Below are 23,085 nucleotides of genomic sequence, written 5' to 3' on the forward strand. Positions count from 1 at the left end.
TTTTCCTCTATTTTACTACACAAATATAAAAATGAAAGCCAGGAACCTATGTCGGTCCCTGGCTTTATTTTTATAAAAACGTATTCAGGTCCTGCTTCACCTTTTCAAGCTTTACACACAACGATTTAAATTCTTCACGTTTTCCATTAATAAGAGCTTCATCTATCTTGTCTTCCAGTTGCTTCTGTCTGTGTTGAAGAAGGCTGACAGATAGAAGCCGTTCTGCTTCATTTTTGTCTCTATCATTTAAGTAATAATCTTTTGGAAGATAGGGGTTCTCTTCGAGGACTAGAGCATATTTGGAACACTGTTGAGCATTTTCAAAATTCATTTGAATATAGACTGGTTCCCCTTGGTTCATTCTTAAATCATGAAACGACTTCTCGGCATCGTTCGTCATTACTTGGCCTTTATAGAACCGGAAAGGTGGGTCAGAAACACCTTGAGCACTGATTTCCATTCCACGCGGACAAAACTTCACTTCCTGAACAAAATGAACACTTGATAAGAGAGATTCATGATTCATTAAATAATTCAAAATCCAAACACTCTCTCGCTTCTTTAACTGAAAGTGATTCAAAAACCAGCGGACAAAGTCTTTTTTCTCATCCACAGAGATTGGTGTTTGCATAAGGCGCCCCTCCTGCGCTTTAATTATCAGCTCATTGTTCTTTCAGCCTTTCAACGAAGTCCTCGATTTCTGTATCTGACGGATCGATTGTCAAATATTCTTCAAAAGTCTGTCGTGCTTCAGACATCTTTCCTTCTTCCACAAGGAAGTAACCAAAGGATTTTAGGAAATCAGTATCTTCTTTTAATGAAGGATAAGCTTGTTTATACTGTTCATATGCTTCGGTAAACTTCTCTTCTTCTTCGTAAGCTTGAGCGAGCTCCCATAAGTAATGCGGATCTTCTTCCCCAAGAGCTAATAGCTCATGAATTAAATCAATGATATTTTCATTCAAGTCGTCTGCTTTATAATTTTCAATGAGGAAAAGGACCGCTTCCTTATACCCTGGATCTAATGCGACTGCTTCTCTCATAAGCTCATAGCCTTCCTCTTTATTTCCTTGTTTATGAGATAAGGTACCGGCAAGATGATATAACTCTTTATTAAATTCATCTTTGGCAAGGCCCTTTTTGGCCATTTCCAATGCTTCCTTCGGCATGCCTTCTGAATCATAGGCTTGCGCCAGGTGCGGATATACGGATTGGAAATACGGATCTTTCTCTATTAGTTCTTCCCATACGTGGATAGCAATATCATTCCGGTTTGCCTGAAAAGCCACAAAACCATAGCGGAACATAACATCCGGGTTATCCTCTTCTACCTTTTGGAAGAACTCTAATGACTGTTCAAATTCTCCATTAGCAGCATAAGCCTCTGCTAACCTTGTTGCGACTTCGATATCCCCAATCACTGGTTGATGATGCATGGCATTTTCATAATAAGGAATACTCTTAGAATATTCCCCGTTAGAAAAAGCAAGCTCTCCAAGAGCGAAGTCTATAATTGCTGAGTTGGGCTCAACCTGTTTGGCCAACAATAATTTCTGTTCTGCTACTTCATAAAGGCCTTGAGCCTGGTATAAATCAGCAAGTTGCACCAGTGCTTGTAAATAATCCTCATCTTCGGGCCCGAACTGATCGAGCAATTCAATCGCTTCGTCATCCTCATCCAAATCAATGTGGATCTCTGCCATCATGACTTTTAATTCCTGTTCTTTAGGATAGCGTTGAATTAGTTCATGAAGCACCATTTTCGCTTCTTCCAGCATCCCCCACTGCATATAAAGTTCGGCTATAGTGAAACGTTCTTCTTCATCAGCTTCTGGTAAGTACTGTGTTAGAGTCTTGATTGCGTCTTCCGTCTGATGGGCTTCCATTTGACGGATGGCTTTTTGAATTTCCTCCATGATGACATCCTTTCCACATTAAACAAAATGCTTGTGAATCTTCACTTTTATATGAGACCCAGGCTTCTGATCGGAAATTTTTTGATCGACCTGTTTCACCTGTCCGTTCATAACTGTTACATTTGGAACAGCATTATGATATCTGAAATCTTCCTGTTCTTCAAACGTTGGGCCTTTGGACATCCGGTAGAGATTATAATCGGCTTGCCCTCCTGGTACAATACTCCCTTTTATTGGGTAGATACCACTGTCCTTCAAATTCTGAAGAGAGAGAATTTCATCGTCCTGTACGTCTGTTAGCTTAATAATACCATACTGTTCGCAAAGTGAAGACCACATTTCAGAATAGTTGTTCGACGTATTTTCTGTATCTTTGACGAACAATGTCAACGGCATTCTTTTAAACGACTGCGCCTGGGCTAACCATTCCCAACATACCTCATCAAACTCTTTCCTCGACCCTACCTCAATACATAAAAAGGGGCTTCCTTTCCTGGCAAAGAAGCGGACCATTTCTGGACGCAGCAATTTTGCCGGAACAACAGGCACGATCATATAGTCGAGCGGCAACTCTTTGCAAAGAGTTAAAAAGTATTCATAATGTGCCCGGTAGTGACGTAAACTAGTCACTAGGTGTTGTGTGAGTAACAAGGTACACCCTCTTTTTATGTAATCGTTGCCTGTGTCTTTAACGGAGGGTGAAGAAGCAATAGGATGTATACGATCCAGCATGACATGACCTGGACTGATGGAAAATCCATCCAACACCATGTACTTGTATGACTCCTTACCAATACGATCTCGGACAAATTTGTCTTTATTAACCGTACATTCACTGAAATAGGGACCCGTGTCACTTTCTACATAACCTTGAAACCAATAAGCTCCCATACGATTAAACCTCCAAGCAGGCTTTTTATATCGTATGAGAGCTTCACATAAACTATGAAGTTAAATTAGTTCAAGATACCATTTAAGTGTTCAAAGAATGAAGGATAAGATATATTAATGCAATCTTTGTTTTCTACCGTTACATTATAATCACAGATTAAGGAAGCAACAGCGCCCATCATTCCAATTCTATGATCACCAAAAGAGTCAATGCAACCACCCTTAAGAGATGTCTGTCCATTAATAATGAACCCGTCTTCCTTAGCTTCCACATCTGCTCCCAGAATAGAAAGGGTTTCAACAACAGCCGCAATGCGGTCTGTCTCTTTATACCGCAATTCTTCGGCGTCTTTAATAACCGTCTTCCCTTTGGCTTGTGTAGCAGCTAACGCAAGAATAGGCACTTCGTCAATAATGTTTGGGACCAAATCACCTTCAAGAGTAATGCCTTCCAATTGGCTGCTTCGGATCACCAGGTCACCTACTGGTTCGCTCCCAATATACGTGTGGACCTGAACATCTATATCAGCTCCCATCTGTTTCATCGCTTTGATAATTCCGTCTCTCGTTGGATTAAGGCCTACATTACGGATGGTTAGTTCACTCTGCGGTACAATAGATGCAGCCACAATAAAGAAAGCGGCAGAAGAGATATCCCCGGGTACTCTTATGTCAGAGGGTGTAGGTTGCTGCCCCCCTTGAATTTTAATGGACCTGCCTTCAACCTTCACATCCACTCCGAACTCTGGTAACAACATTTCCGTATGATTACGTGTTTGACCAAGTTCTATGACTTCCGTTTCTCCTTCTGCCAGCATTCCTGCGAGCAGCAATGCAGATTTAACCTGGGCACTTTTTACTTTGAGGTTGTGTTTAGCGCTCCTCAATTTTTTCCCATTGTAGGCGAGTGGAAGCAATGAACTATTGTTGCGTCCTTTAATTTCAGCCCCCATAAGACTAAGTGGTTCAACGACACGATCCATAGGGCGTTTAGAAAGAGATTCATCACCATAAGCCGTCGTAAACAATGGGAGACCCGCCAATACACCGCTCATTAATCGAGCCGTGGTACCAGAATTTCCAAAATTTATAGGGTGTGCAGGCTCTTTCAAGTGGTGAATGCCACGGCTCTGAACAGTCAGTCGGTCATTCTCCTGAATAATATTGACCCCCATATCTCTAAAGGCTTCTACCGTACGCATACAGTCCTCCCCAGTTAGAAAGTTCGTAATAAAAGACGTACCTTCCGCGAGAGAAGAAAATATAACCGACCGGTGTGAGATGGATTTATCCCCTGGAACAAACAATTCACCTGATAGCCGCTTCCGGGTTGGTGTAAGCTCTATACTTGACATTGAAATCCTCCTTTCACTGCTGAATCATTACCTCATAGTGGTATTGACCCAAAATCTGTTTACTTTTTAACTGCTCTTTGCTAGTGGCAAAACTGATTCTTAGCACACCTGTAATACCTTCGCGGATTTCAAGGATTTGAATATTTTTAATACTAATGGCTTCCTCAGCGAGAATACCAATAACATCCCTTATAGCTCCAGGCTGGTCATGAATATCAACATACACATCATAAAAAGCTGGGATAGCTCCTTTTTCCTTGACCGGAAGGCCATCTCTGTATAACTTTGCATCCGACAGATATTTGAAGGTTTTTTCTTTTTCATTCTCCGAGAGATAGGTCTTTATTTTATCCATTTCACCGATCCAGTCATCCAGCATCGAAATAAGAAGATCTTTATTTTGAAAGAAAATATCCTGCCAAAGCTTAGGGTTGCTTGAAGCGATTCTTGTAATATCCTTAAATCCACCTGCTGCTAAATGTTTAATATAAGGGTGTGTTTCTTCCCATCCCCTCGCTTGGTGGACAAGAGAAGACGCGATTAAATGAGGGAAATGAGAGATAACGGCCGTCATCTCATCATGTTCCTCTGTCGTAAAAATCAAAAATCGTGCGTGCGTTTCTGAAAACAAAGCTTTTAAGCGATCGGCTTCTTTTTCATTTGCATGAATAGAAGGCGTAAGAACATAAATAGCATTTTCAAAAAGGTGTGGTTTTGCTGCTGTATACCCCTGCTTGTGTGAACCTGCCATCGGGTGACCACCAACAAAGGAAAGAAGGGGATTATTCAAACGATTCGCTGCCTCTAGTACCTGATTTTTCACTGAAGACACATCTGTAACCAACAATGGTTTGTTCAGTTGAATATTCTCCAGCCGATGAATATACTCAATCGTTATAGAGATCGGTGTTGCCAAAATGCATACGTCTGCCTCTATTACAGCCTCTTTAAAATTAAAGGCGGCCTGATCGATCACACCTTGCTTTAACGCCATATTCAACGTATCTTCATCACCATCCATTCCAATGATAAATACGTCCTCTTTTTTTGAGACATTCATAGCGATCGAGCCACCGATCAGACCTAATCCTACAACAAGTACTGTTTGTTTCATTGGCTTTGAACCGAAGCGAGTTTTTGTTTCATCGCTTCCTGAATCTCCTGCATGTCTTCTTTTTTACCAATTGTTAATCGGATGGTATTCGGAAGTCCCAAAGCTTCTCCTGACCGAACGATAAAACCCTTTGTTAATAAATATTCGAACATTTCATCCCCACTGCAAGGTAAGTGGATTAGCAAGAAATTGGCTTGTGAATCATAATAGGGTAACCCGATTTCCTCACAAAAACTCATGAGCGCCTTTTTATTACGATGATTTACTTCTACCGTTTCTTCAATAAACTTTTGGTCATCCAAAGCAAGTATAGCGGCGGCTTGAGCGACTGTGGAAGTGTTGAATGGTTCACGAGAAGGTTCAAGAATTTGAATGACATCCGGATGTCCAACCCCAAAGCCGATTCTAAGGCCAGCTAAACCATATGCTTTAGAAAATGTCCGTAATACAATCAAATTAGGATATTCATTCAAAGCAGCAATTGAATCAAAGGCATTCTCTGCTTCCAAGTATTCGTAATAAGCTTCATCAATGACAACTAGTACGTGTTCAGGTATTCGCTCTAGAGCAGACTGCAATGTATCCTGATCTATATGAACACCTGTGGGGTTGTTTGGTGTACAAATCCATAACACTCGTGTGTGTTCATCAATATTTTGGAGCATTTTTTCCAAATCATGATGGCCGTCAACAAGAGGCACTTCTCTAACTTCCGCTCCTTCAATTAACGCATTGTGACGGTATTGAGGAAAGGTAGGGGACGCCATGACCGTATTCGATCCAGGCTCGAGAAATGTACGACAAATAATCTGAACAACCTCATCTGATCCATTCCCAAAAATCAGTTGACGGTCTTCAACCCCTATGAAGTTCGCTACTTTTTTTCTTACTTCTGTACCATATCCATCGGGATAAATTTCCAAATCAGCAATCAACTTGGGTAATTCCCTTTCGACTACAGGAGAAAAACCATAAGGGTTTTCATTGGAAGCTAGCTTAACGATCCGGTTTAAACCAAATTCTTTTTTCACTTCTTCAATGCCTTTCCCAGGTTTGTATGGTTTCATGTTTTTTAGAATATCTTTTGCCTTCATAAGGAAACTCCTCTCAACTCTTTAAATCTGGTCTCAGTTGTACCGCGTCATTATGATAAATATGGTGGATGTCTTTTTGGGCTTTGTCCGTGCAAATGGTCACCATGACCCTGATGCATTTTTGAAGGCTTCCAGGAACCGGGATCTCCCTCATGCACATTACAGGAACGTAGGTCCACCCCTCTATTTTTCTTAATGATTTAGCAGGGAACGTATCATTAAGATCCTCGGTCACTGTAAAATATACAGAGGCGACATCGTCTGCCTCTATTTGGTTGTACTTAATAATATCCTTCAGTAATTTATGGGATTCAGCAATGATTTCATCCTGTTCGTTATGTTTTACCGTAGTAGCTCCTCGAACTCCTCTAATCATTCACCACTCACCTCAGCTTTTAACAAGTTCAACTGCTTGACAATTTCCTTTTTATCTACATTCAGGACGCATGCATCGCTAATTTTTTTAAGTAAAACAAAGTTGATTTCTTGTCCAACTGTCTTTTTATCCCATAACATCCGTTCTACCATGTGTTCAGAATCGAGGGTAGATAAGAGGGAAAGTGGATAATTATTTTTCTTTAACCATTCCGTAAATTCCTTTACAGGCAGTTCAGCGCCAACAACTTCTTCACTCAATTTCATCATGAATAGTAAACCAATGGCCACCGCCTCGCCATGAGTGATTTCACCATATCCAAGTTCTGCCTCTATAGCGTGTGCTAATGTATGGCCTAAGTTAAGATGCTTCCTCAATCCAGTTTCTCTTTCATCCTGTTCCACGATGGAAGCCTTAACGTGGATTCCTCTTGTCAGATCGGTCTCCAACTGTTCCTTTGTAACTCTTTGAATATCCACTTCAAGTAAAGTCTTACTCCAACCTTCATCACTGAGAAAAGCATGCTTAATTACTTCCCCATACCCCGATCGAATTTCACTTTCAGGTAAAGTATCAATCGTTTCTATATCATAAATCACTTTTGTTGGATTATAAAAAGAACCAATTAAATTCTTTCCGTTAGGATGATTGATCGCAACTTTCCCTCCGACACTGCTGTCGTGAGCAAGAATCGTTGTGGGCATTTGGATATAATCCACCCCCCGCAAGTAAGTGGATGCTACGTACCCAGCCAAGTCTCCAATCATTCCACCGCCCAGTGCGATGATTAAAGACTGACGATCAAGCCTTGCCTCCACACAACGATCAAGAACTTTTTCATACATCCTCATACTCTTTGACGATTCGCCAGCAGGAACAATTGCTGTATGAACCTCAAAGTTTTCTTTTAAACTGGAGGCTACTTCATTTAAATAATGTGTCTCCACTTTATCATCTGTGATAACAAGAATGGATGTATAGTCGGAATCTATCAACTCCGTTACTTTATTTCGTAAATCCTTCCCGATTACTACGTCATAATCATGAGTCGTGGCATGGATAGTTACAGAAACCATTAAAATCCCCTAACTTCAATACGGTAATCGTCAACGGCCCGCTTTAAACGAGGGAAGTAGTCTGCTGGAAATTCATCTGTAATGGCTTTAGCCAATTCAAAAGCAACAATGTGTTCCATCACTACAGAAGCGGCAGGAACTGCACAAGAGTCTGAACGTTCTATGCTCGCATTAAAAGGCTGTTTAGTTTCTATATCTATGCTTTGTAACGGTTTATACAGAGTTGGAATTGGTTTCATAACGCCTTTCACTACAATTGGCATTCCAGTTGTCATCCCACCTTCAAAACCACCCAGGCGGTTCGTACGTCGGTAATATCCCCGCTCTTCACTCCATAGAATTTCATCATGTACTTTACTACCATTTCTTCGGGCAGCTTCAAATCCAATACCGAACTCTACTCCTTTATAAGCATTAATGCTCATTACTGCTCCAGCAATTTTAGCATCTAGCTTTCTATCGTATTGGACGTAAGATCCAATCCCTGGCGGCATTCCTTCAACATATACTTCGGTCACTCCACCAATGGAATCGCCTTCTTTTTTCGCTTCGTCAATAGCCGTCATCATTTTCTTAGCCGCAGCTTCATCAAAAGTACGTACAGGAGAAGCTTCTGAGATTTCACGGCGTTGTTGTAAAGTTAGGTTTTCATCAACATTTGAAACAATCCCTGCTATTTCTCTAACATATCCTGTTACCTCTATACCTAGTTCTTTTAAAAGCACTTTAGCTACAGCTCCAGCCCCTACACGTGCTGCTGTTTCTCTTGCAGAAGAACGTTCAAGAACATTTCTCATATCTCTATGGCCATATTTCATGCCTCCGTTCAAATCAGCATGTCCAGGCCTAGGCTTTGTAACTGTCCGGCGAATATTCTGTGTATCCTCAGGTAATGGATCCTCCCCCATGATATCTGTCCAATGCTTGAAATCGTCATTATTAACAACGAGCGTGATCGGTGATCCCAGGGTATAACCATGACGGACACCGCTTGTGATATCTACCAAATCCTTTTCTATTTGCATACGTTTGCCACGCCCATACCCGCCTTGGCGTCTGATCAATGATTCATTTATTTGTTCCCTCAAAAGGGGAAGATGTGAGGGTACCCCTTCAATAATAGTCGTCAATTGTTTACCATGTGATTCTCCAGCGGTTAAGTAGCGCATAAACCAACGTACCTCCTATGTAGTAATCCCTTCTCAGGGAGTGTTCTAAATTTTTAAATACTACTATATCATATCGCTTTAAATTTGTGACGATAAAATATCCGAATTTTTATAAAAAAGAACCGAAAGCGCTTTCTGGCTCTTTCCTTTTAAACAAATTAAACAAAGCTTTTATGAAAATCCCCTCCAAGTTAACACAGTTTTTTATAAAAAAAAGTGTCATATACATCGAAACCATAGGAATGGGGAGAAAATATTTGTTCTGTACTACCAACAAATAAAAATCCTCCCTCGTCGAGAGACTTGCTAAATTCATGATAGATCCTCTGCTTAGCATCTTCCGTAAAATAAATCATGACATTCCTGCAAACAATAAGATCAAACCCACGCTGGTAACTGTCAGAGAGGAGATTATGCTGCTTGAATGTTACAGTCTCTCGTATTTCTTGATTGACTTTATAGGAGCTCCCATCTTTTTGAAAGTATGTATGCTTCACCTCTGGTAAAACTTCCTTGAGTGACCTTTCCTGATAAACCCCTTTCCTTGCGAATTCTAACACCTTACTGTCTAAATCAGTAGCAAGGATTTCGATTTGATCAAGTGGAATATAACGGCTGAATATCATGGCCAGCGTGTAAGGTTCTTCTCCCGTAGAACAAGCCGCACTCCAAATCTTCAGCTTCTTTTTTCTCTTTTTTAGTAAATGTGGAATAACTTTGTCCTCTAGAATTTCGAACCTTTTCCTGTTCCGATAAAACTCCGAAACATTTATGGTCATACGGTCTAAAAACTCATTCCATAATATGGGATCTTTTTCAATAGCTTGAAAATATGTATAAAAATCAAAATAGCCTCTTTTTTCCCTTAAAGAGGTTAGACGACGCTTCATCTGAGCTTCTTTATATTGGGATAAATCGATGCCTGTTTTACAATAAATCTTATTCGTAAATTGTTTATAATCTTGACTCATCTCCAGAACTCCCTACTTGCATACTATTTCACTTTAGAGTACTTCAACCTATTTGAGATGTAAATAGTTGGTGTTCTTATGATATATTAACCGGTTTTCTATTGCCATCAGTGCTTCAGCAATAAAAAAAGCCACCCTAAAAGGCGGCTTTCAAATTAGTAGATCCATTTTAAACTGTCTTTTTCATAATTTACAAGTTCGCTGGTTTCAAAAAACAAGCCGATCTCTCTATCAGCACTTTCTTTAGAATCAGAGCCATGGATAACATTTTTCCCTACAGTTACACCATAATCCCCACGGATCGTTCCGGGAGCTGCTTCAGAAGGTTTAGTTGCCCCCATCATTGTACGTGCCGTAGTGATTACATCTTCACCTTCCCAAACCATTGCGAAGACGGGACCAGAAGTAATAAAGTCCACTAATTCACCGAAGAATGGCTTATCTTTATGTTCACCATAGTGTTCTTCTGCTAGTGCGTTAGATACTGTCATTAACTTAGCTCCTGCAAGTTTAAATCCTTTACGTTCAAATCTTGCTATAATATCACCGATCAAATTGCGTTGTACACCATCTGGTTTAACCATCAAAAAAGTCTTTTCCAAGCCAAACACCTCATTTTATGTATAGTGTGAAAGCGCTTTTAATAAGTGCCATAAAAAATTCTACCAAACAATAGGAAGAAAGGCAATAGATTTTATGCCCTTCTTTTCCCAATGTACTTAGCGATCCCCTTCAGGGTTTGTTTTGCCCTGTTTGCTGGTAGTTTCGCAAGGGATTGATAGGCCTTCTGAAGATAGCGATCACTAATATCCAATGATTTCTCTATCGAACCGTTAGACTGCACGGTTTTTATCAAAGGCGCCAGTTCATCCGTATGCAGATCTTCTTTTCGCTGGAATACACTTTCAAGGTGGCTCTTAAAACCAGGGTCCTCCATCGAAAAAAGTACAGGAAGGGTGATATTGCCTTGTAATAGATCACTTCCTGCTGGTTTGCCGAGTTCCTTCTCAGACGCAGTAAAGTCTAATACATCATCTATGATTTGGTAGGACATTCCGACATAATAACCGTACTGATAAAGAGCACGTTCATGTACAGGATCCACGTTTGCTGCGATAGCACCTAAGCGACAGCTTGCTGCAATGAGAAGAGCTGTTTTCCTCTTTATTCTCCGTAAATATGTTCTTATATCCTGTTCCGTGTTATATTTATCTCTAATTTGTTCGATCTCACCTAAACAGAGTTCTACCATCGTACCAGCTAGAATCTGGTGGGCACGGGGGTTCTCCAAGGCAGAGAGATTTTCAAGGGACCTCGCGAAGATATAGTCTCCGGTGTACATAGCAATTCTATTGTCCCACCGCGCTTTAATTGTAGGTTCTCCTCGCCTTAATTCTGCCTCATCTATAACATCATCATGCACAAGAGAAGCTGTATGTATAAGTTCCAAGGAAACAGCGACTGCTTTCATACGCTCGATATTGTAATCGCCGAACTTCCCCCCAAGTAATACAAAAACAGGGCGAATTCTCTTCCCCCCTGCCTGCAACAATTGACTGGATGCTTCTCTCAGGACCATATTGTCAGATTGAATCGTTTCATTGACCGCCTTTTCAATGACAGCCAAATCATTTTTAAGAAAAGAATAAATCATCGCTAGTTTCATGGCATTTCATCCTTAGTTATTGCTTTTCCCCCATATGCATGGCTGCAACGCCACCCGTATAGGATTTAATAATCACATTTTTAAAGCCAGCCTCTTCAAACATCCATTTCAGTTCCTTTTTCCCAGGAAAATCCTTTGCAGACTCATGAAGCCAGCTATACTCCTTATAACTTTTAGCAAAAAGCCTTCCGATTAATGGCATGATATTCCCGAAATAAAAATAATAAAGTCTCTTGAATAAAGGATTTGTAGGCTGAGATGTTTCTAGACACACTACTTTTCCACCCGGTTTCACAACCCTGTACATTTCCTTTAAAACCTGCTTATAGTCTGGGACATTTCTCAATCCAAAGCCTATGGTCACAAAGTCAAATTGATCATCTTCGTAAGGAAGTTCCATGGCATTACCATGTTGAAATTCGACTTGCTTAACTCTCCCTGCTATTTTTTTCTTGATACCGACAGACAGCATATTTTCACTGAAATCTAGTCCAATGACCTTCCCTGAAGGACCTGTTTCTTCAGCTAATGCCATGGTCCAATCTCCCGTACCACAACAAACATCAAGAGTATAATCACCTTTTTGCACTTTCATTCGCTTCATAACATCCTTCCGCCACAGGCGGTGTTGTTGAAACGATATAATCGAATTCATACTGTCATACCTTTTATAAATTTTTTCAAATACGTGGTGGACTCGTTCTTCTTTAGTTAGTGGTTCCATGCTCACCCTTCTTCCGCTATCTTTCTATGGTTGAATTGATGATGTATGGCCGCGTGCATATACGACTTCAGCCAATTAAAATGAACAGGCAGCTGGGTTACTGTCGTTTCCAACCGGTGCACATGGCTTTGTAAGGTTTGTTCAATGTTCCCTAATATTTGACCGCTGTTTCCCAACAAAGCAGGACGTTTTATAAGAGCATCTATCAATGGAGAAAATTTCCCTGCCTGATAACTGCGTTTTTCCTCCAAGAGTTTCTTAGCTAACAGCCATTCTCCTGCCATATCATTAATGGCTGTCTTCTGGACATATGTAGCGACCCTTTGGATCAGAAGTGATTCGATTTTCTTCAAACCATCTAAAAATTCCTGGAATGACTCAACGTCTTTGTAATAGAGACCCATTTTCAATTCATTAATTTCCTTAATCGCTCCGGCTAATGTATGAATCATTGGAATATCATCAAGCTGAGACAGCAGGTAATAATAAAGACCACTGTAATAATCTCCAGCTAATACTGTTAGTTGTCTATGACGGATAATATCACGATCATCCTCTTCATCAGTTAAAGTAACAAGGTCATGAGTATCCAATGCAATTTGTACGAGCATCGTCGTGATTACATATTGTTCTTTTTTAACCTCTGAGAGGTTGGTATGATTCATGATAGAAGAAAGGATCACAAGCTTGTCTTCGTCGATTGTCGGCTCAGGGATGAAACGTACCAAATAAGGGTGGCGAACTTTCGATGCAATTTTTCGTTTGAGTTGTTTGATTTCGTTTTCTGAAGAATTCAACTTGATCACCTAGTCCCTTTCCTGAACACTATTAAACCATTCCTATTATAGCATATTTCACCATGTGCTGCTGTTTATTATGTATATGGCTGCAGAGTAAAACATCACTCTGCATCGTTCTTCATTTCTCCATGACTTGTTTGAATAGTAGCTTTTCCACGAACCTTAACAGCTGATGTATGTTCAGTAAATTGAGCAATCATCACTTCTCCCCTGTCAAGCTTTTCTGAGTGATGAAACCGCGTGTCCGTGCCGCGTGTTAACCCTATGACATTCACCCCATCTTCGAGGGCTTTAATAACAAAGAAATCGTTATTGGATGTAGACATACGGGTAGCCTCCTTCTATTATCTTTACTATCTCTTACAAGGGGGACTTTTGTCAAAACATCCACCTTGATGATGACCGCCCTCACACAAGTATGACCTGAATGAAGGGGTTTTAATAATAAAATAAAAAGAAAAAGGGTGCACATGCACCCTTTTTCGAAGCCCTATGTAGCTGATTATTTAACCGCATCTTTAAGGGCTTTACCAGGTTTGAACGCTGGTACTTTGCTTGCAGAGATTTCGATTTCTTCTCCAGTTTGAGGGTTACGGCCTTTACGTGCCGCACGCTCACGTACTTCGAAGTTACCGAATCCGATCAATTGGACTTTATCACCATCTTTTAGTGAATCCATGATAGATTCGAATACAGAATCTACAGCTTGTGTAGCATCTTTCTTAGAAAGATCAGCTTTTTCAGATACAGCATTGATAAGATCTGTTTTATTCATGACACTCACCTCCTCCCAAGAAGGTTAAACTCATTCAAGCGACTTTTCATCCGCTTTAAATGTTAATTTAGCGGTCATCTTTTGATGACATGCCTTATAATAAACGACTTTACAGCGAAATTCAATAGACAATCACTTTAAAATCGCGTAACACCGCGACTTCCAAGCTGAATAACGCTTCATTTCACATGTAGCTTACCATAACCAGCTACAGGATGCAACAATCCACAAACGTTGATTTGACGGGATTTTAAAGGGTTTTATTATCTTCTCTTAGATAAATACGACATCTAACTTTAAATAACCTTTATTCATCGTAATTTTTTCCTAAAAAAATTGCCGAAGAGGTGATTTTAGCTGTTTTTATTCGGGCAACCATAGAAAATCCCCCTTTTTTAAGACCTTTTGATTCTTTTATTTTCTACAAAAAAAAGACTTTCCTTTACTATTATAGAGCAGAAAAGTCTTTGATCATGATTACCTTTTTACTTCTAAGAGAAATTAAAAACGGCTCACTCGGAGCCGTTATAAGATAATAGCGATCATGCCGCCTGAACCTTCATTAATGATACGTTCAAGTGTTTCTTTAAGTTTATATCTTGCATTTTCAGGCATTAGTGCCAGTTTAGCTTGAATACCTTCTCGAACAATAGAACTTAATGAACGACCGAATATATCTGAATTCCAGATGGATAACGGGTCTTCTTCAAAGTCCTGCATTAAATACCTTACAAGCTCTTCGCTTTGTTTTTCTGTTCCAATGATTGGTGAAAATTCTGATTGCACATCGACCTTAACCATATGGATAGACGGGGCCACTGCTTTTAATCTGACACCAAAACGTGATCCTTGTCTAATGATCTCCGGTTCATCGAGCGACATATCTTCTAATGTTGGAGCAGCAATACCATAACCCGTTTGTTTCACCATCTGCAAAGCATCAGCCACTTGATCGTATTCTCGTTTCGCATGCGCGAAATCCTGCATAATTTCAAGTAAGTGGTCTTTTCCACGAATTTCTTCGCCAACAATTTCTTTCAGAACATGATCATATAAATGCTCTGGCGCCTGGAGGTCAATTTCGGCAATACCCTCTCCAAGATCCATACCTGAAATGTGGGCTCCAGTAATATATTCATATTGATCAAAGTTACCAACAACCGTATCTACATCTCTTAAACGCTTAATATCTTTGACCGTTTCTTCAATTGCTTCCTGAAGATTATTTCTTAACCAATGTCTTGAATCAAGAACCATAACCCAGCTTGGCAAGTTTACGTTAACTTCCAGGACCGGAAATTCAAAAAGAGCTTCACGCAGTACGCTCTGTACATCATTTTCACGCATACTTTCTACTGATAAGGCGAGTACAGGAATATCATATTTCTCAGATAAATTCGCTCTTAGCTTCTCTGTATTTGGATGATGGGGTTGAGCAGAATTCACGATCATAATAAAAGGTTTTCCAACTTCCCTCAATTCCTCGACAATCTTCTCTTCCGCTTCTACATAATCTTCTCGGGCGATCTCCCCAATGGTTCCATCTGTAGTGACGACAATTCCAATCGTGGAGTGTTCTTGAATAACTTTTTGAGTGCCAATTTCTGCGGCTTCATGAAAAGGTATTGCCTCTTCATACCAAGGCGTGTGGATCATCCTTGGGCCATGTTCATCCTCATAACCAACAGCACCGTTTACAGCGTAGCCGACACAGTCGACCATGCGCACCCGAATATCAAGGTGATCATCAATATTTATGTTTGCCGCTTGGTTAGGAACGAACTTAGGTTCTGTTGTCATGATCGTTTTCCCAGCAGCGCTCTGAGGCAATTCATCAAGAGCACGCTCACGCTCCGTTTCCTCCTCCATATTTGGTAAAACAACGAGTTCCATAAATTTCTTTATAAAAGTGGATTTTCCAGTCCGTACCGCCCCAACGACGCCTAAATAAATATCTCCATTAGTCCGTTTGGAAATATCGCTAAAGATATCAACCTTTTCCAAAGGATCCCCTCCCAAATAAAATTTCACCTTCATACAAGCCTAGACAATCTAATTCTATGACGTTGTCCTAGTGGAATATGCACGAAATTATAAGTTCAAATACGGTCACTTCGGACAAACTGTCATAGCACTTCGCATAAACGTCATGTAGAGGAGATATGGGGAAAATAGGGAATAGGAAAAAGGATTAGTTTATGCTTTTCTAGAAATCTATGAAAAAAACCGCTCCTCTATGCAGGAACGGTTTCGATTCATGTAGATAGGTATCAATTTTTAAACACTGGTTCTCCATCTTCAATGGTATATGCAGTCGAATACGCAGGGACAAAAGGAGTATGATCTGTCAATAAATAACGAATGTCTTCCCCATTCTTATAATCATGATTTTCATCCCGGAGATAAGTATACAAATCCTTACGATAATCAATATATACCTGACCTTGTTCATCTAAATAAACCGGCAGTTGATGTTCAGAATAAGGGCTGTCCACCATAGGGGGCTCCTCCATCCCAAGTGCTCCATAATCTAGTTCGTACACACCTGGAGCCACAAAGTCACCGAACGGTGGATACTTGTTATTATCCCGGTAGAATTTCACTTTCACCTGAAGTGATCGTACTTCTTCAGTTGTGCGGAGATCCAAAACTTTCACGGTAGGGTTAGATTCCGGGTGGATAATAACATATTGATAATGTCCACCATTTTCAAAAGATGTACCTGGTAACTCATTTATTAAGTTCAATTCTCTCAATTTACTGAATTCTATTGGGTATTTTTGGAATATAGGAGTATCCTGGTCTTTTGTCTTTATAGGCAGCCTGCCATTCGTTTGTTCTTGATAATTATCTACAGCGTTTTGCACGATCTCCAACTGTTGATCGTTGGGCACTTGATTCTTCGCCAATTGGTTTTGGGGGTAGAGACAGCCTGAGAGCAACAAAACGGGTAAAGGCAATAGAATAAATAATATTCGTTTCATGGTGAATCCCCCTTGTCAGGCAGTTGGTCCGCTTAAGACAATATATAGAATTATAATCCCGCCAAAGATCATAAATAAATAAGCGAACACAGCAACCATTCCTGATAAAAATCCTTTTAATTTATATCTGCTTAAATAAATTAGCCCGACGGCTAGAAATAATGAGATCATCCCCCCGAATGATATGTACATTTTGAGCATTGATTCTGACACCATTCTTCCTCCTTTATGCACATTTCGCTTTTGGTATTATACCACATGTCTATAATCACGGACAGTTACGATTGCCGTCATTCTTATGATTGCCTTCTCTTATCCATTGTAGAATCCAAAGTCCATCATTTTCTAATGGCTGCTAAAAAAGGGCAAAAAAAGAGCCGAGGCAATAAGGTTACCCCGGTTGACTAAACAATTCCCTAACCAGCTCATGCGTAATGATTGCTGCGTGATATCTTATGCATACGAATGAAGGACCGCCTCCTCAGGCGCCTACAAGTTCGTAATTATTTTAAGAATTTGCCTAACGTATTCATATCAAGAGGCATGTTTTGCTTCGTGATTGCTTCCACAATCTTATCTTCTTTAGCCGGAGATACATTCTTATTTGCGACCTTCGCAAGTTGACGAACGAGGCGCCTCACAGTCTTTTCGTCGCTGAAGTCTGCATTTTGCACAGAATTCGCCACTTTAAACACATCTTCCGGATCGATGTTCGCCTTTTTCTTCAAATGATCGAAAATATTCTTTTGAAAATCATTCATGAACACTTGACCTCCTCGTGCATTAGGTTCTGTGTAGTATATGCACGAGAATCGAGATGTGTCAGTCATTCATCTTTTCATCAAGAATATTTGTCAAATCCTCCATTTCATGACGACGAATCCTTGTCATAAGCTCATCGACAACATCCCTGGGTTCAGCTGCTTCGAAAAGGATCCGGTAAATACCTGAAGTAATCGGCATTTCAACCCCTTGATCTTGAGCTAGCTGAAAAGCGGCCTTTGTGGTTCTGACCCCTTCCACAACCATACCCATTTGTTCAAGAACATCTTCTAAAGGATGTCCCTTTCCAAGCTTATTCCCAGCCCTCCAGTTACGACTATGAGAGCTTGTACAAGTAACAATAAGGTCCCCTATTCCTGTTAAACCTGAAAATGTAAGCGGGTTCGCCCCCATTGAAGTTCCAAGTCTAGCAATTTCCGCCAAACCTCTTGTAATGAGAGCAGCCTTCGCATTATCTCCGTAACCAAGGCCATCAGATATCCCAGCTCCAAGAGCAATTATATTTTTCAATGCTCCCCCAAGCTCTACACCTACTAAGTCAGGAGAAGTATAAACACGGAATTGTCGATTAATAAAAAGGTCCTGGACCTCTTCAGCAACTTCGAGCTTTTCTGAAGAAACTGTGACAGTCGTTGGCTGTCTTAAACTCACTTCTTCAGCATGGCTCGGCCCAGAAAGTACAACAATATCTTCGTAAAGGTTAGAAGGGATTTCTTCTCTCATTACTTCTGAAACGCGTTTGTAAGTCCCTGGCTCAATCCCTTTTGAAGCATGGGTAATAATCACTTTTTGGTTTAGCACTTGTTTTAATTGAGCACATACTTCCCTCATCGCCTTTGTCGGTACGACAAGGACCACGTGCCCAGCGTCTTCTACAACCGTTTTCAGGTCATGATTAGCCTGAATTGAAGTTGGAAGCTTTACATCTTTCAAGTATTTTTCATTTGTATGGGCTCTATTAATTTCCTCGGCAAGGTTTTCCCTATGTGTCCACAGATGAACATTGTGACCATTATCTGCGAGGACAAGTGCAAGGGCCGTGCCCCAGCTCCCTGCTCCTAGGACAGCTACTTTTTCCATTTCTACCTACTCCCTTCTCAAATGATTTAAGTTCTCCTTCTTGCAAAGATCTTTATTGGAGTCCCTTCAAATCCGAAGGCTTCACGTATTCGATTTTCTAAGAATCGTTCATATGTGAAGTGCATAAGTTCAGGTTCGTTGACAAAAACGACAAAACTAGGCGGTTTCACGGATACTTGTGCCGCATAGAAAATCTTTAATTTTTGCCCTTTAATTGATGGAGATGGATTCATAGCCAGAGCATCCATAATTACCTCATTAAGCACATTTGTTTGAACACGTTTCGCGTGGTTCTCACTAGCTTCTAACACTTTAGGAAGTAATGTATGGATACGTTTTTTCGTTTTTGCGGAAAGGAAAACGATGGGGGCATAATCAAGAAAACGAAAGTTATCACGAACTTTATCTTCGAATTCTTTCATTGTTTTCTCTTCCTTTTCGACGGTATCCCACTTATTGACTACGATAATAACTGCCTTCCCAGCTTCATGGGCATACCCTGCAATCTTTTTATCCTGTTCCTGGATACCCGTATCAGCATCAATCAATGTAAGAACCACATCTGAGCGCTCAATTGCCTTCAAAGCTCTCATGATGCTGTACTTCTCTGTAGTCTCATATACTTTCCCACGTTTCCTCATACCGGCTGTGTCAATAATCACATAATCCCGATCATCTTTTACAAAAGGTGTATCGATGGCATCTCTTGTTGTACCTGCGATATCGCTGACAATAACCCGCTCTTGACCTAGAAGACTATTTACAAGGGAGGACTTCCCGACATTTGGACGGCCAATCAAACTAAAACGAATGGTATCGTCATCGATTTCTTCTTGAACTTTTTCAGGGAAATGCTTAACAACTTCATCAAGCATATCGCCCAATCCCAAACCATGGGTACCTGAAATCGGGAAAGGCTCTCCAAAACCAAGAGAATAAAACTCATAAATATTCTCTCTCATTTCAGGGTTATCTACTTTGTTTACAGCAAGCACGACAGGTTTATTCGATTTAAATAGGATTTTCGCCACTTCTTCATCGGCACCTGTAATGCCGTCACGTCCGTTGACCATGAACACAATAACGTCCGCTTCATCAATCGCCACTTGGGCTTGAGCTCTCATTTGGACAAGCAACGGTTCGTCACCAAGTTCAATACCACCAGTGTCAATTATATTAAACCGTGTTGTCAGCCATTCAGCTTCTGCATAGATACGGTCTCTTGTCACTCCTGGAGTGTCTTCTACAATGGATATTCTTTCACCGACTAAACGGTTAAAAATCGTTGATTTGCCGACATTTGGACGGCCTACAATAGCAATTACTGATTTTCTCATGAAAGGATCATCCTTTCTCTATTTCTATTTTCATTATTTCATGTTTCCTCAGTAGTGAAAAGCAAAAAAATACTGCTCTCCTCCGGCTGGATGGTTTAACAGCCCATCTTCCGAAGAACAGCAGGAAGCCATTAACTTTATTATCTTAGCAAACTTTGTGAAAAGAAACAATTCTTTCCCCAACCTTAATGTTTGACGATAATATACAGTTGATCGCTTAAAGCATGAGCAATCCCATCTAAAATAGCTTCGAGATTTGCGGCTACAGCTTCCATCTCTTCCTTAGTTTCACATTTAAATACAGCTGCACTGCCATGGACTTTATTTTCCTGAGTGGTCACAGATGCTAAGATAGCCTTCTCCATTTTCATTAACAGTCCCCCCTATCTATTCTTTGAAGGCATTTGAATGGCATTTTCAAGAACAGGTACATGTTCGATAATCTTTTTGGCACGCTGGGGATCTTTTTCCTGTGGAAGAATAAAAACACCAATTCTTCCGTCATTGAGATCCCTTTTAATCAAGGGGACAAGCGCAGGTGTGCCAGAGTCTCTAAAAACCCCCATGGTCACTGATACATCATGGAGGATAGCCTGTCTTTGACCGAGGTTAGCGATGGTTGAGCGCACACTAAATTCTCTAGGAGTCAGAATAAAGCCCATGCCATACTTCTTAATTTCCTCCTGACGTTCAGGTAAACCGATATTCATGATATAAATATTATCAACATACAACCCAGCTCCATCAAAAGAGAGTTCTGAATGTTCGACAGTTACAATATCGAATAGCTTAGATCCACTCATTAAAACTTTGGAAAGCAGGAAACATACTACCGCAGAACCTATAGCCACCCATATATTAAAAGCCAAGTAACATAAGGTAACAATAAAAGAAGTAAAAATCACAAGGTAGTTACGGCTTTCGAAAGCTACTGCAATTCCTTCAATGTATGTATTTCCCCGTGGCACTAATTCATAAGCATCCATTTCAGTAAGTGTATTTCTTTCCATATTACGCACTTCACGAAATTGAGACGCAGCAAGTGTCAAAAAAGTAACAGCTGTAAATTCTTTTTCCATGATAGAAGGAATGGCAATGGTTCCAAGTGCTGCTGCAATAAATCCTAAAGATAAATGAATAATTTTCCCATGTAAATAAGTCGGGTATTGCCGGTAATCTGTACGCAGCATAAACACACGCAAAGCTGTGCCTACAACAATACCGAAAACAATAGGATACGTGTATTCGTTCACACCAAAGCAGCTCCTTTTGGTCGAGTTTTCTTCTTGCGGATTGACCGCTTTAACTGGTCAACCCCGTGAAAAAGCAACAGAATTATTAATCCCTTCATGACAAAGGAGTTTGTCACCTGAGTGTCAATGAGCCCTTCTTTTTGATAAAGGGTAAAAATTAGATAAGAAATCAAAGTGCCCCCCGCATTGGTTAATAACCATATGGCAATCAGCCCCCCTAGATCATCCATGACCACACGTAGCATCCATATAAACAGAATTATACTTAGGGAAGCTCCAGGGAAATTGACCCAGATCGGATGGATGACAAGAAACATCCATATAGATGCATACCCAACACTAAATATAAACGGCCAAAAATGATTAAAAAATGCTCTTTTTTTTCTTATCCATATATAGACACCAAAGATAAAAAGGAAAGAAACATGGAAATAAATCTGGGTCGAGGGGTCCCACGGAAATATCTCATATGTACACATCAATAACCCCACAAACAACAATAAGTCTCTTCTTATTTTTTTATTTTGAATAAAAAAGAATACGATTATGGTAAAGATCCAAGCATACCAATAAAAAGTTATCCCAATGTCCCCGCCTCCCATCTTTCACCATTTATTATGTGTGGTTCCTTAAGGCTTTAAACATAAACAAAAAGAAAACCTATGACAATTCGTCATAGGTTCAATGAATTCTTTGATCATACCATTCTTTCATATGACCATAGAGTACATATTCAACTCCCTGTAAATCCGCAGGTGATGAAGCATTTAATAACATCATGGCTATTTTTAACTCTTGATGAACCTGGTGAATGGTCTCAATTAAAGCATTCTGCCCTTCATTCATCAACACCTTAAGCAGAGAACCAGCCATGCCAAATCCATAGGCACCAAGGATGATGGCTTTGGCTCCATCAAGACCATTCCTTATACCTCCAGAGGCAAAAACGTACATGTCCTGATGGATTGTTGTTTCCATTATCGAAGCAGGTGTCGGGATCCCCCAGTTATTAAACGAAGACAAGGCACGTTCTCTACGCATATTTTCTACTTTAGAAAAGTTGGTGCCCCCTCTACCACCTATGTCAATATGGCGTACCCCCATTTGATATAGAGTTTCAGCTGTTTCCCTGGACATCCCATACCCAACTTCTTTAACAATAATGGGAACACCTACTCCATCAATCACCTTTTGCATAGATGTTAACCGTTTACTAAAATCCCGGTCACCCTCGGGCATTATCAATTCCTGCAATGTATTCATATGGACCTGTAAAGCATCCGCATCAATCATTTCCACCGCCTCCCGAGCCTGTTCCAAAGAAGCCTCTGTACCTACATTAGCAAAAATGATACCTTCGGGATTGGTTTCTCTAACCACTTCATAGGTTTTCCGTTCTTCCGGATTCTTCAAAGCGGACATTTGAGATCCGACAGCCATGCCAATTCCAGTTTCTTTAGCTGCAGCCGCTAGCTGAGCGTTGATGGTTTTCGTTTCTTCGCCACCGCCACCAGTCATTGCATTCACAAAAAAAGGGGAACTTAAATTAAGTTCCCCTACTTTCATCCCTATTTTTAATTCGTCAAAGTTGAGACGGGCAATACTTTGATGAACAACTTCCATATCATCAAAGTGGTTATGCAGATCCCGTTCATGACTGATGGCATGGCGGATATGATCAATTTTCCTTTTGGCTCTACTCATATCCATCCCTACTTTTA

The 23,085-nt window shown here is 40.4% G+C and carries 26 protein-coding genes; all 26 read right to left on the reverse strand.

Going from position 1 to position 23,085, the window contains the following annotated elements; all coding sequences use genetic code 11:
• Positions 1-70: 70 nt before the first annotated feature.
• Positions 71-631 (reverse strand): ReoY family proteolytic degradation factor, encoded by a 561-nt coding sequence (locus tag BLW54_RS10390; protein ID WP_035504924.1) that lies wholly within the window; start codon positions 629-631, stop codon positions 71-73.
• 31 nt (positions 632-662) lie between these two features.
• Entirely contained in the window at positions 663-1,916 is a 1,254-nt protein-coding gene (locus BLW54_RS10395) for a tetratricopeptide repeat protein (RefSeq protein ID WP_035504922.1), read from the reverse strand.
• 18 nt (positions 1,917-1,934) lie between these two features.
• Positions 1,935-2,807, reverse strand: coding sequence for a hypothetical protein (locus tag BLW54_RS10400; protein ID WP_035504920.1), 873 nt, complete (start codon positions 2,805-2,807; stop codon positions 1,935-1,937).
• A gap of 65 nt (positions 2,808-2,872) precedes the next feature.
• A complete protein-coding gene (gene aroA, locus BLW54_RS10405; RefSeq protein WP_074734449.1) occupies positions 2,873-4,162 on the reverse strand; it encodes a 3-phosphoshikimate 1-carboxyvinyltransferase in 1,290 nt (429 codons plus the stop codon).
• A gap of 13 nt (positions 4,163-4,175) precedes the next feature.
• Entirely contained in the window at positions 4,176-5,276 is a 1,101-nt protein-coding gene (locus tag BLW54_RS10410) for a prephenate dehydrogenase (protein WP_035504917.1), read from the reverse strand.
• Positions 5,273-6,370 carry a histidinol-phosphate transaminase gene (gene hisC, locus BLW54_RS10415; protein ID WP_035504915.1) on the reverse strand — a complete coding sequence of 366 codons (1,098 nt, stop codon included), beginning with the start codon at positions 6,368-6,370 and terminating at the stop codon, positions 5,273-5,275. Before hisC ends, BLW54_RS10410 begins: the two co-directional genes overlap by 4 nt.
• A 13-nt stretch (positions 6,371-6,383) precedes the next feature.
• Positions 6,384-6,746 (reverse strand): chorismate mutase, encoded by a 363-nt coding sequence (aroH, locus tag BLW54_RS10420; protein WP_074734452.1) that lies wholly within the window; start codon positions 6,744-6,746, stop codon positions 6,384-6,386.
• Positions 6,743-7,822, reverse strand: coding sequence for a 3-dehydroquinate synthase (aroB, locus tag BLW54_RS10425; protein WP_035504912.1), 1,080 nt, complete (start codon positions 7,820-7,822; stop codon positions 6,743-6,745). The genes aroH and aroB overlap by 4 nt, the downstream gene beginning before the upstream one ends.
• Positions 7,822-8,991, reverse strand: coding sequence for a chorismate synthase (aroC, locus tag BLW54_RS10430; protein ID WP_035504911.1), 1,170 nt, complete (start codon positions 8,989-8,991; stop codon positions 7,822-7,824). The genes aroB and aroC overlap by 1 nt, the downstream gene beginning before the upstream one ends.
• Before the next feature lie 191 nt (positions 8,992-9,182).
• The gene (locus tag BLW54_RS10435) at positions 9,183-9,962 is read right to left on the reverse strand and encodes a CheR family methyltransferase (RefSeq protein ID WP_035504909.1); all 780 of its coding nucleotides are present in this window, start codon (positions 9,960-9,962) and stop codon (positions 9,183-9,185) included.
• Positions 9,963-10,117: 155 nt separating this feature from the next.
• Entirely contained in the window at positions 10,118-10,564 is a 447-nt protein-coding gene (ndk, locus tag BLW54_RS10440; protein ID WP_035504907.1) for a nucleoside-diphosphate kinase, read from the reverse strand.
• A gap of 92 nt (positions 10,565-10,656) precedes the next feature.
• Positions 10,657-11,628, reverse strand: a complete 972-nt coding sequence (hepT, locus tag BLW54_RS10445) for a heptaprenyl diphosphate synthase component II (RefSeq protein ID WP_035504904.1) — start codon at positions 11,626-11,628, stop codon at positions 10,657-10,659.
• Between the two features lie 16 nt (positions 11,629-11,644).
• Positions 11,645-12,352: a demethylmenaquinone methyltransferase gene (locus BLW54_RS10450; RefSeq protein WP_074734455.1), complete on the reverse strand. Its 708-nt coding sequence runs from the start codon at positions 12,350-12,352 to the stop codon at positions 11,645-11,647.
• A gap of 2 nt (positions 12,353-12,354) precedes the next feature.
• Positions 12,355-13,158, reverse strand: coding sequence for a heptaprenyl diphosphate synthase component 1 (locus tag BLW54_RS10455; protein ID WP_051744160.1), 804 nt, complete (start codon positions 13,156-13,158; stop codon positions 12,355-12,357).
• Between the two features lie 95 nt (positions 13,159-13,253).
• A complete protein-coding gene (gene mtrB / locus BLW54_RS10460; protein WP_035504900.1) occupies positions 13,254-13,478 on the reverse strand; it encodes a trp RNA-binding attenuation protein MtrB in 225 nt (74 codons plus the stop codon).
• Between the two features lie 176 nt (positions 13,479-13,654).
• The gene (gene hbs, locus BLW54_RS10465) at positions 13,655-13,927 is read right to left on the reverse strand and encodes a non-specific DNA-binding protein Hbs (RefSeq protein ID WP_008638574.1); all 273 of its coding nucleotides are present in this window, start codon (positions 13,925-13,927) and stop codon (positions 13,655-13,657) included.
• A 525-nt stretch (positions 13,928-14,452) separates the two neighbouring features.
• Positions 14,453-15,931 carry a stage IV sporulation protein A gene (gene spoIVA / locus BLW54_RS10470; protein WP_035507461.1) on the reverse strand — a complete coding sequence of 493 codons (1,479 nt, stop codon included), beginning with the start codon at positions 15,929-15,931 and terminating at the stop codon, positions 14,453-14,455.
• Between the two features lie 266 nt (positions 15,932-16,197).
• Positions 16,198-16,911, reverse strand: a complete 714-nt coding sequence (locus BLW54_RS10475; protein WP_035504896.1) for a YphF family lipoprotein — start codon at positions 16,909-16,911, stop codon at positions 16,198-16,200.
• A gap of 15 nt (positions 16,912-16,926) precedes the next feature.
• Complete coding sequence (locus BLW54_RS10480; protein ID WP_035504894.1) at positions 16,927-17,124, reverse strand: DUF2768 domain-containing protein; 198 nt, start codon at positions 17,122-17,124, stop codon at positions 16,927-16,929.
• Between the two features lie 290 nt (positions 17,125-17,414).
• Positions 17,415-17,672: a stage VI sporulation protein F gene (locus BLW54_RS10485; protein WP_035504893.1), complete on the reverse strand. Its 258-nt coding sequence runs from the start codon at positions 17,670-17,672 to the stop codon at positions 17,415-17,417.
• 61 nt (positions 17,673-17,733) lie between these two features.
• Entirely contained in the window at positions 17,734-18,774 is a 1,041-nt protein-coding gene (locus tag BLW54_RS10490; RefSeq protein ID WP_035504890.1) for an NAD(P)H-dependent glycerol-3-phosphate dehydrogenase, read from the reverse strand.
• A gap of 26 nt (positions 18,775-18,800) precedes the next feature.
• A complete protein-coding gene (gene der, locus BLW54_RS10495; RefSeq protein WP_035504887.1) occupies positions 18,801-20,111 on the reverse strand; it encodes a ribosome biogenesis GTPase Der in 1,311 nt (436 codons plus the stop codon).
• A 185-nt stretch (positions 20,112-20,296) separates the two neighbouring features.
• Positions 20,297-20,482, reverse strand: a complete 186-nt coding sequence (locus tag BLW54_RS10500) for a capping complex subunit for YIEGIA (protein WP_035504885.1) — start codon at positions 20,480-20,482, stop codon at positions 20,297-20,299.
• A gap of 12 nt (positions 20,483-20,494) precedes the next feature.
• The gene (locus BLW54_RS10505; RefSeq protein ID WP_074734458.1) at positions 20,495-21,364 is read right to left on the reverse strand and encodes a YIEGIA family protein; all 870 of its coding nucleotides are present in this window, start codon (positions 21,362-21,364) and stop codon (positions 20,495-20,497) included.
• Entirely contained in the window at positions 21,361-21,966 is a 606-nt protein-coding gene (locus BLW54_RS21390; protein ID WP_035504881.1) for a YphA family membrane protein, read from the reverse strand. The genes BLW54_RS10505 and BLW54_RS21390 overlap by 4 nt, the downstream gene beginning before the upstream one ends.
• A gap of 79 nt (positions 21,967-22,045) precedes the next feature.
• Positions 22,046-23,068, reverse strand: coding sequence for a type 2 isopentenyl-diphosphate Delta-isomerase (gene fni / locus BLW54_RS10515; protein WP_074734460.1), 1,023 nt, complete (start codon positions 23,066-23,068; stop codon positions 22,046-22,048).
• Between the last annotated feature and the right edge of the window lie 17 nt (positions 23,069-23,085).

Origin of the sequence: Halobacillus karajensis (assembly GCF_900108515.1) — a bacterium.
GTDB lineage: Bacteria > Bacillota > Bacilli > Bacillales > Halobacillaceae > Halobacillus > Halobacillus karajensis.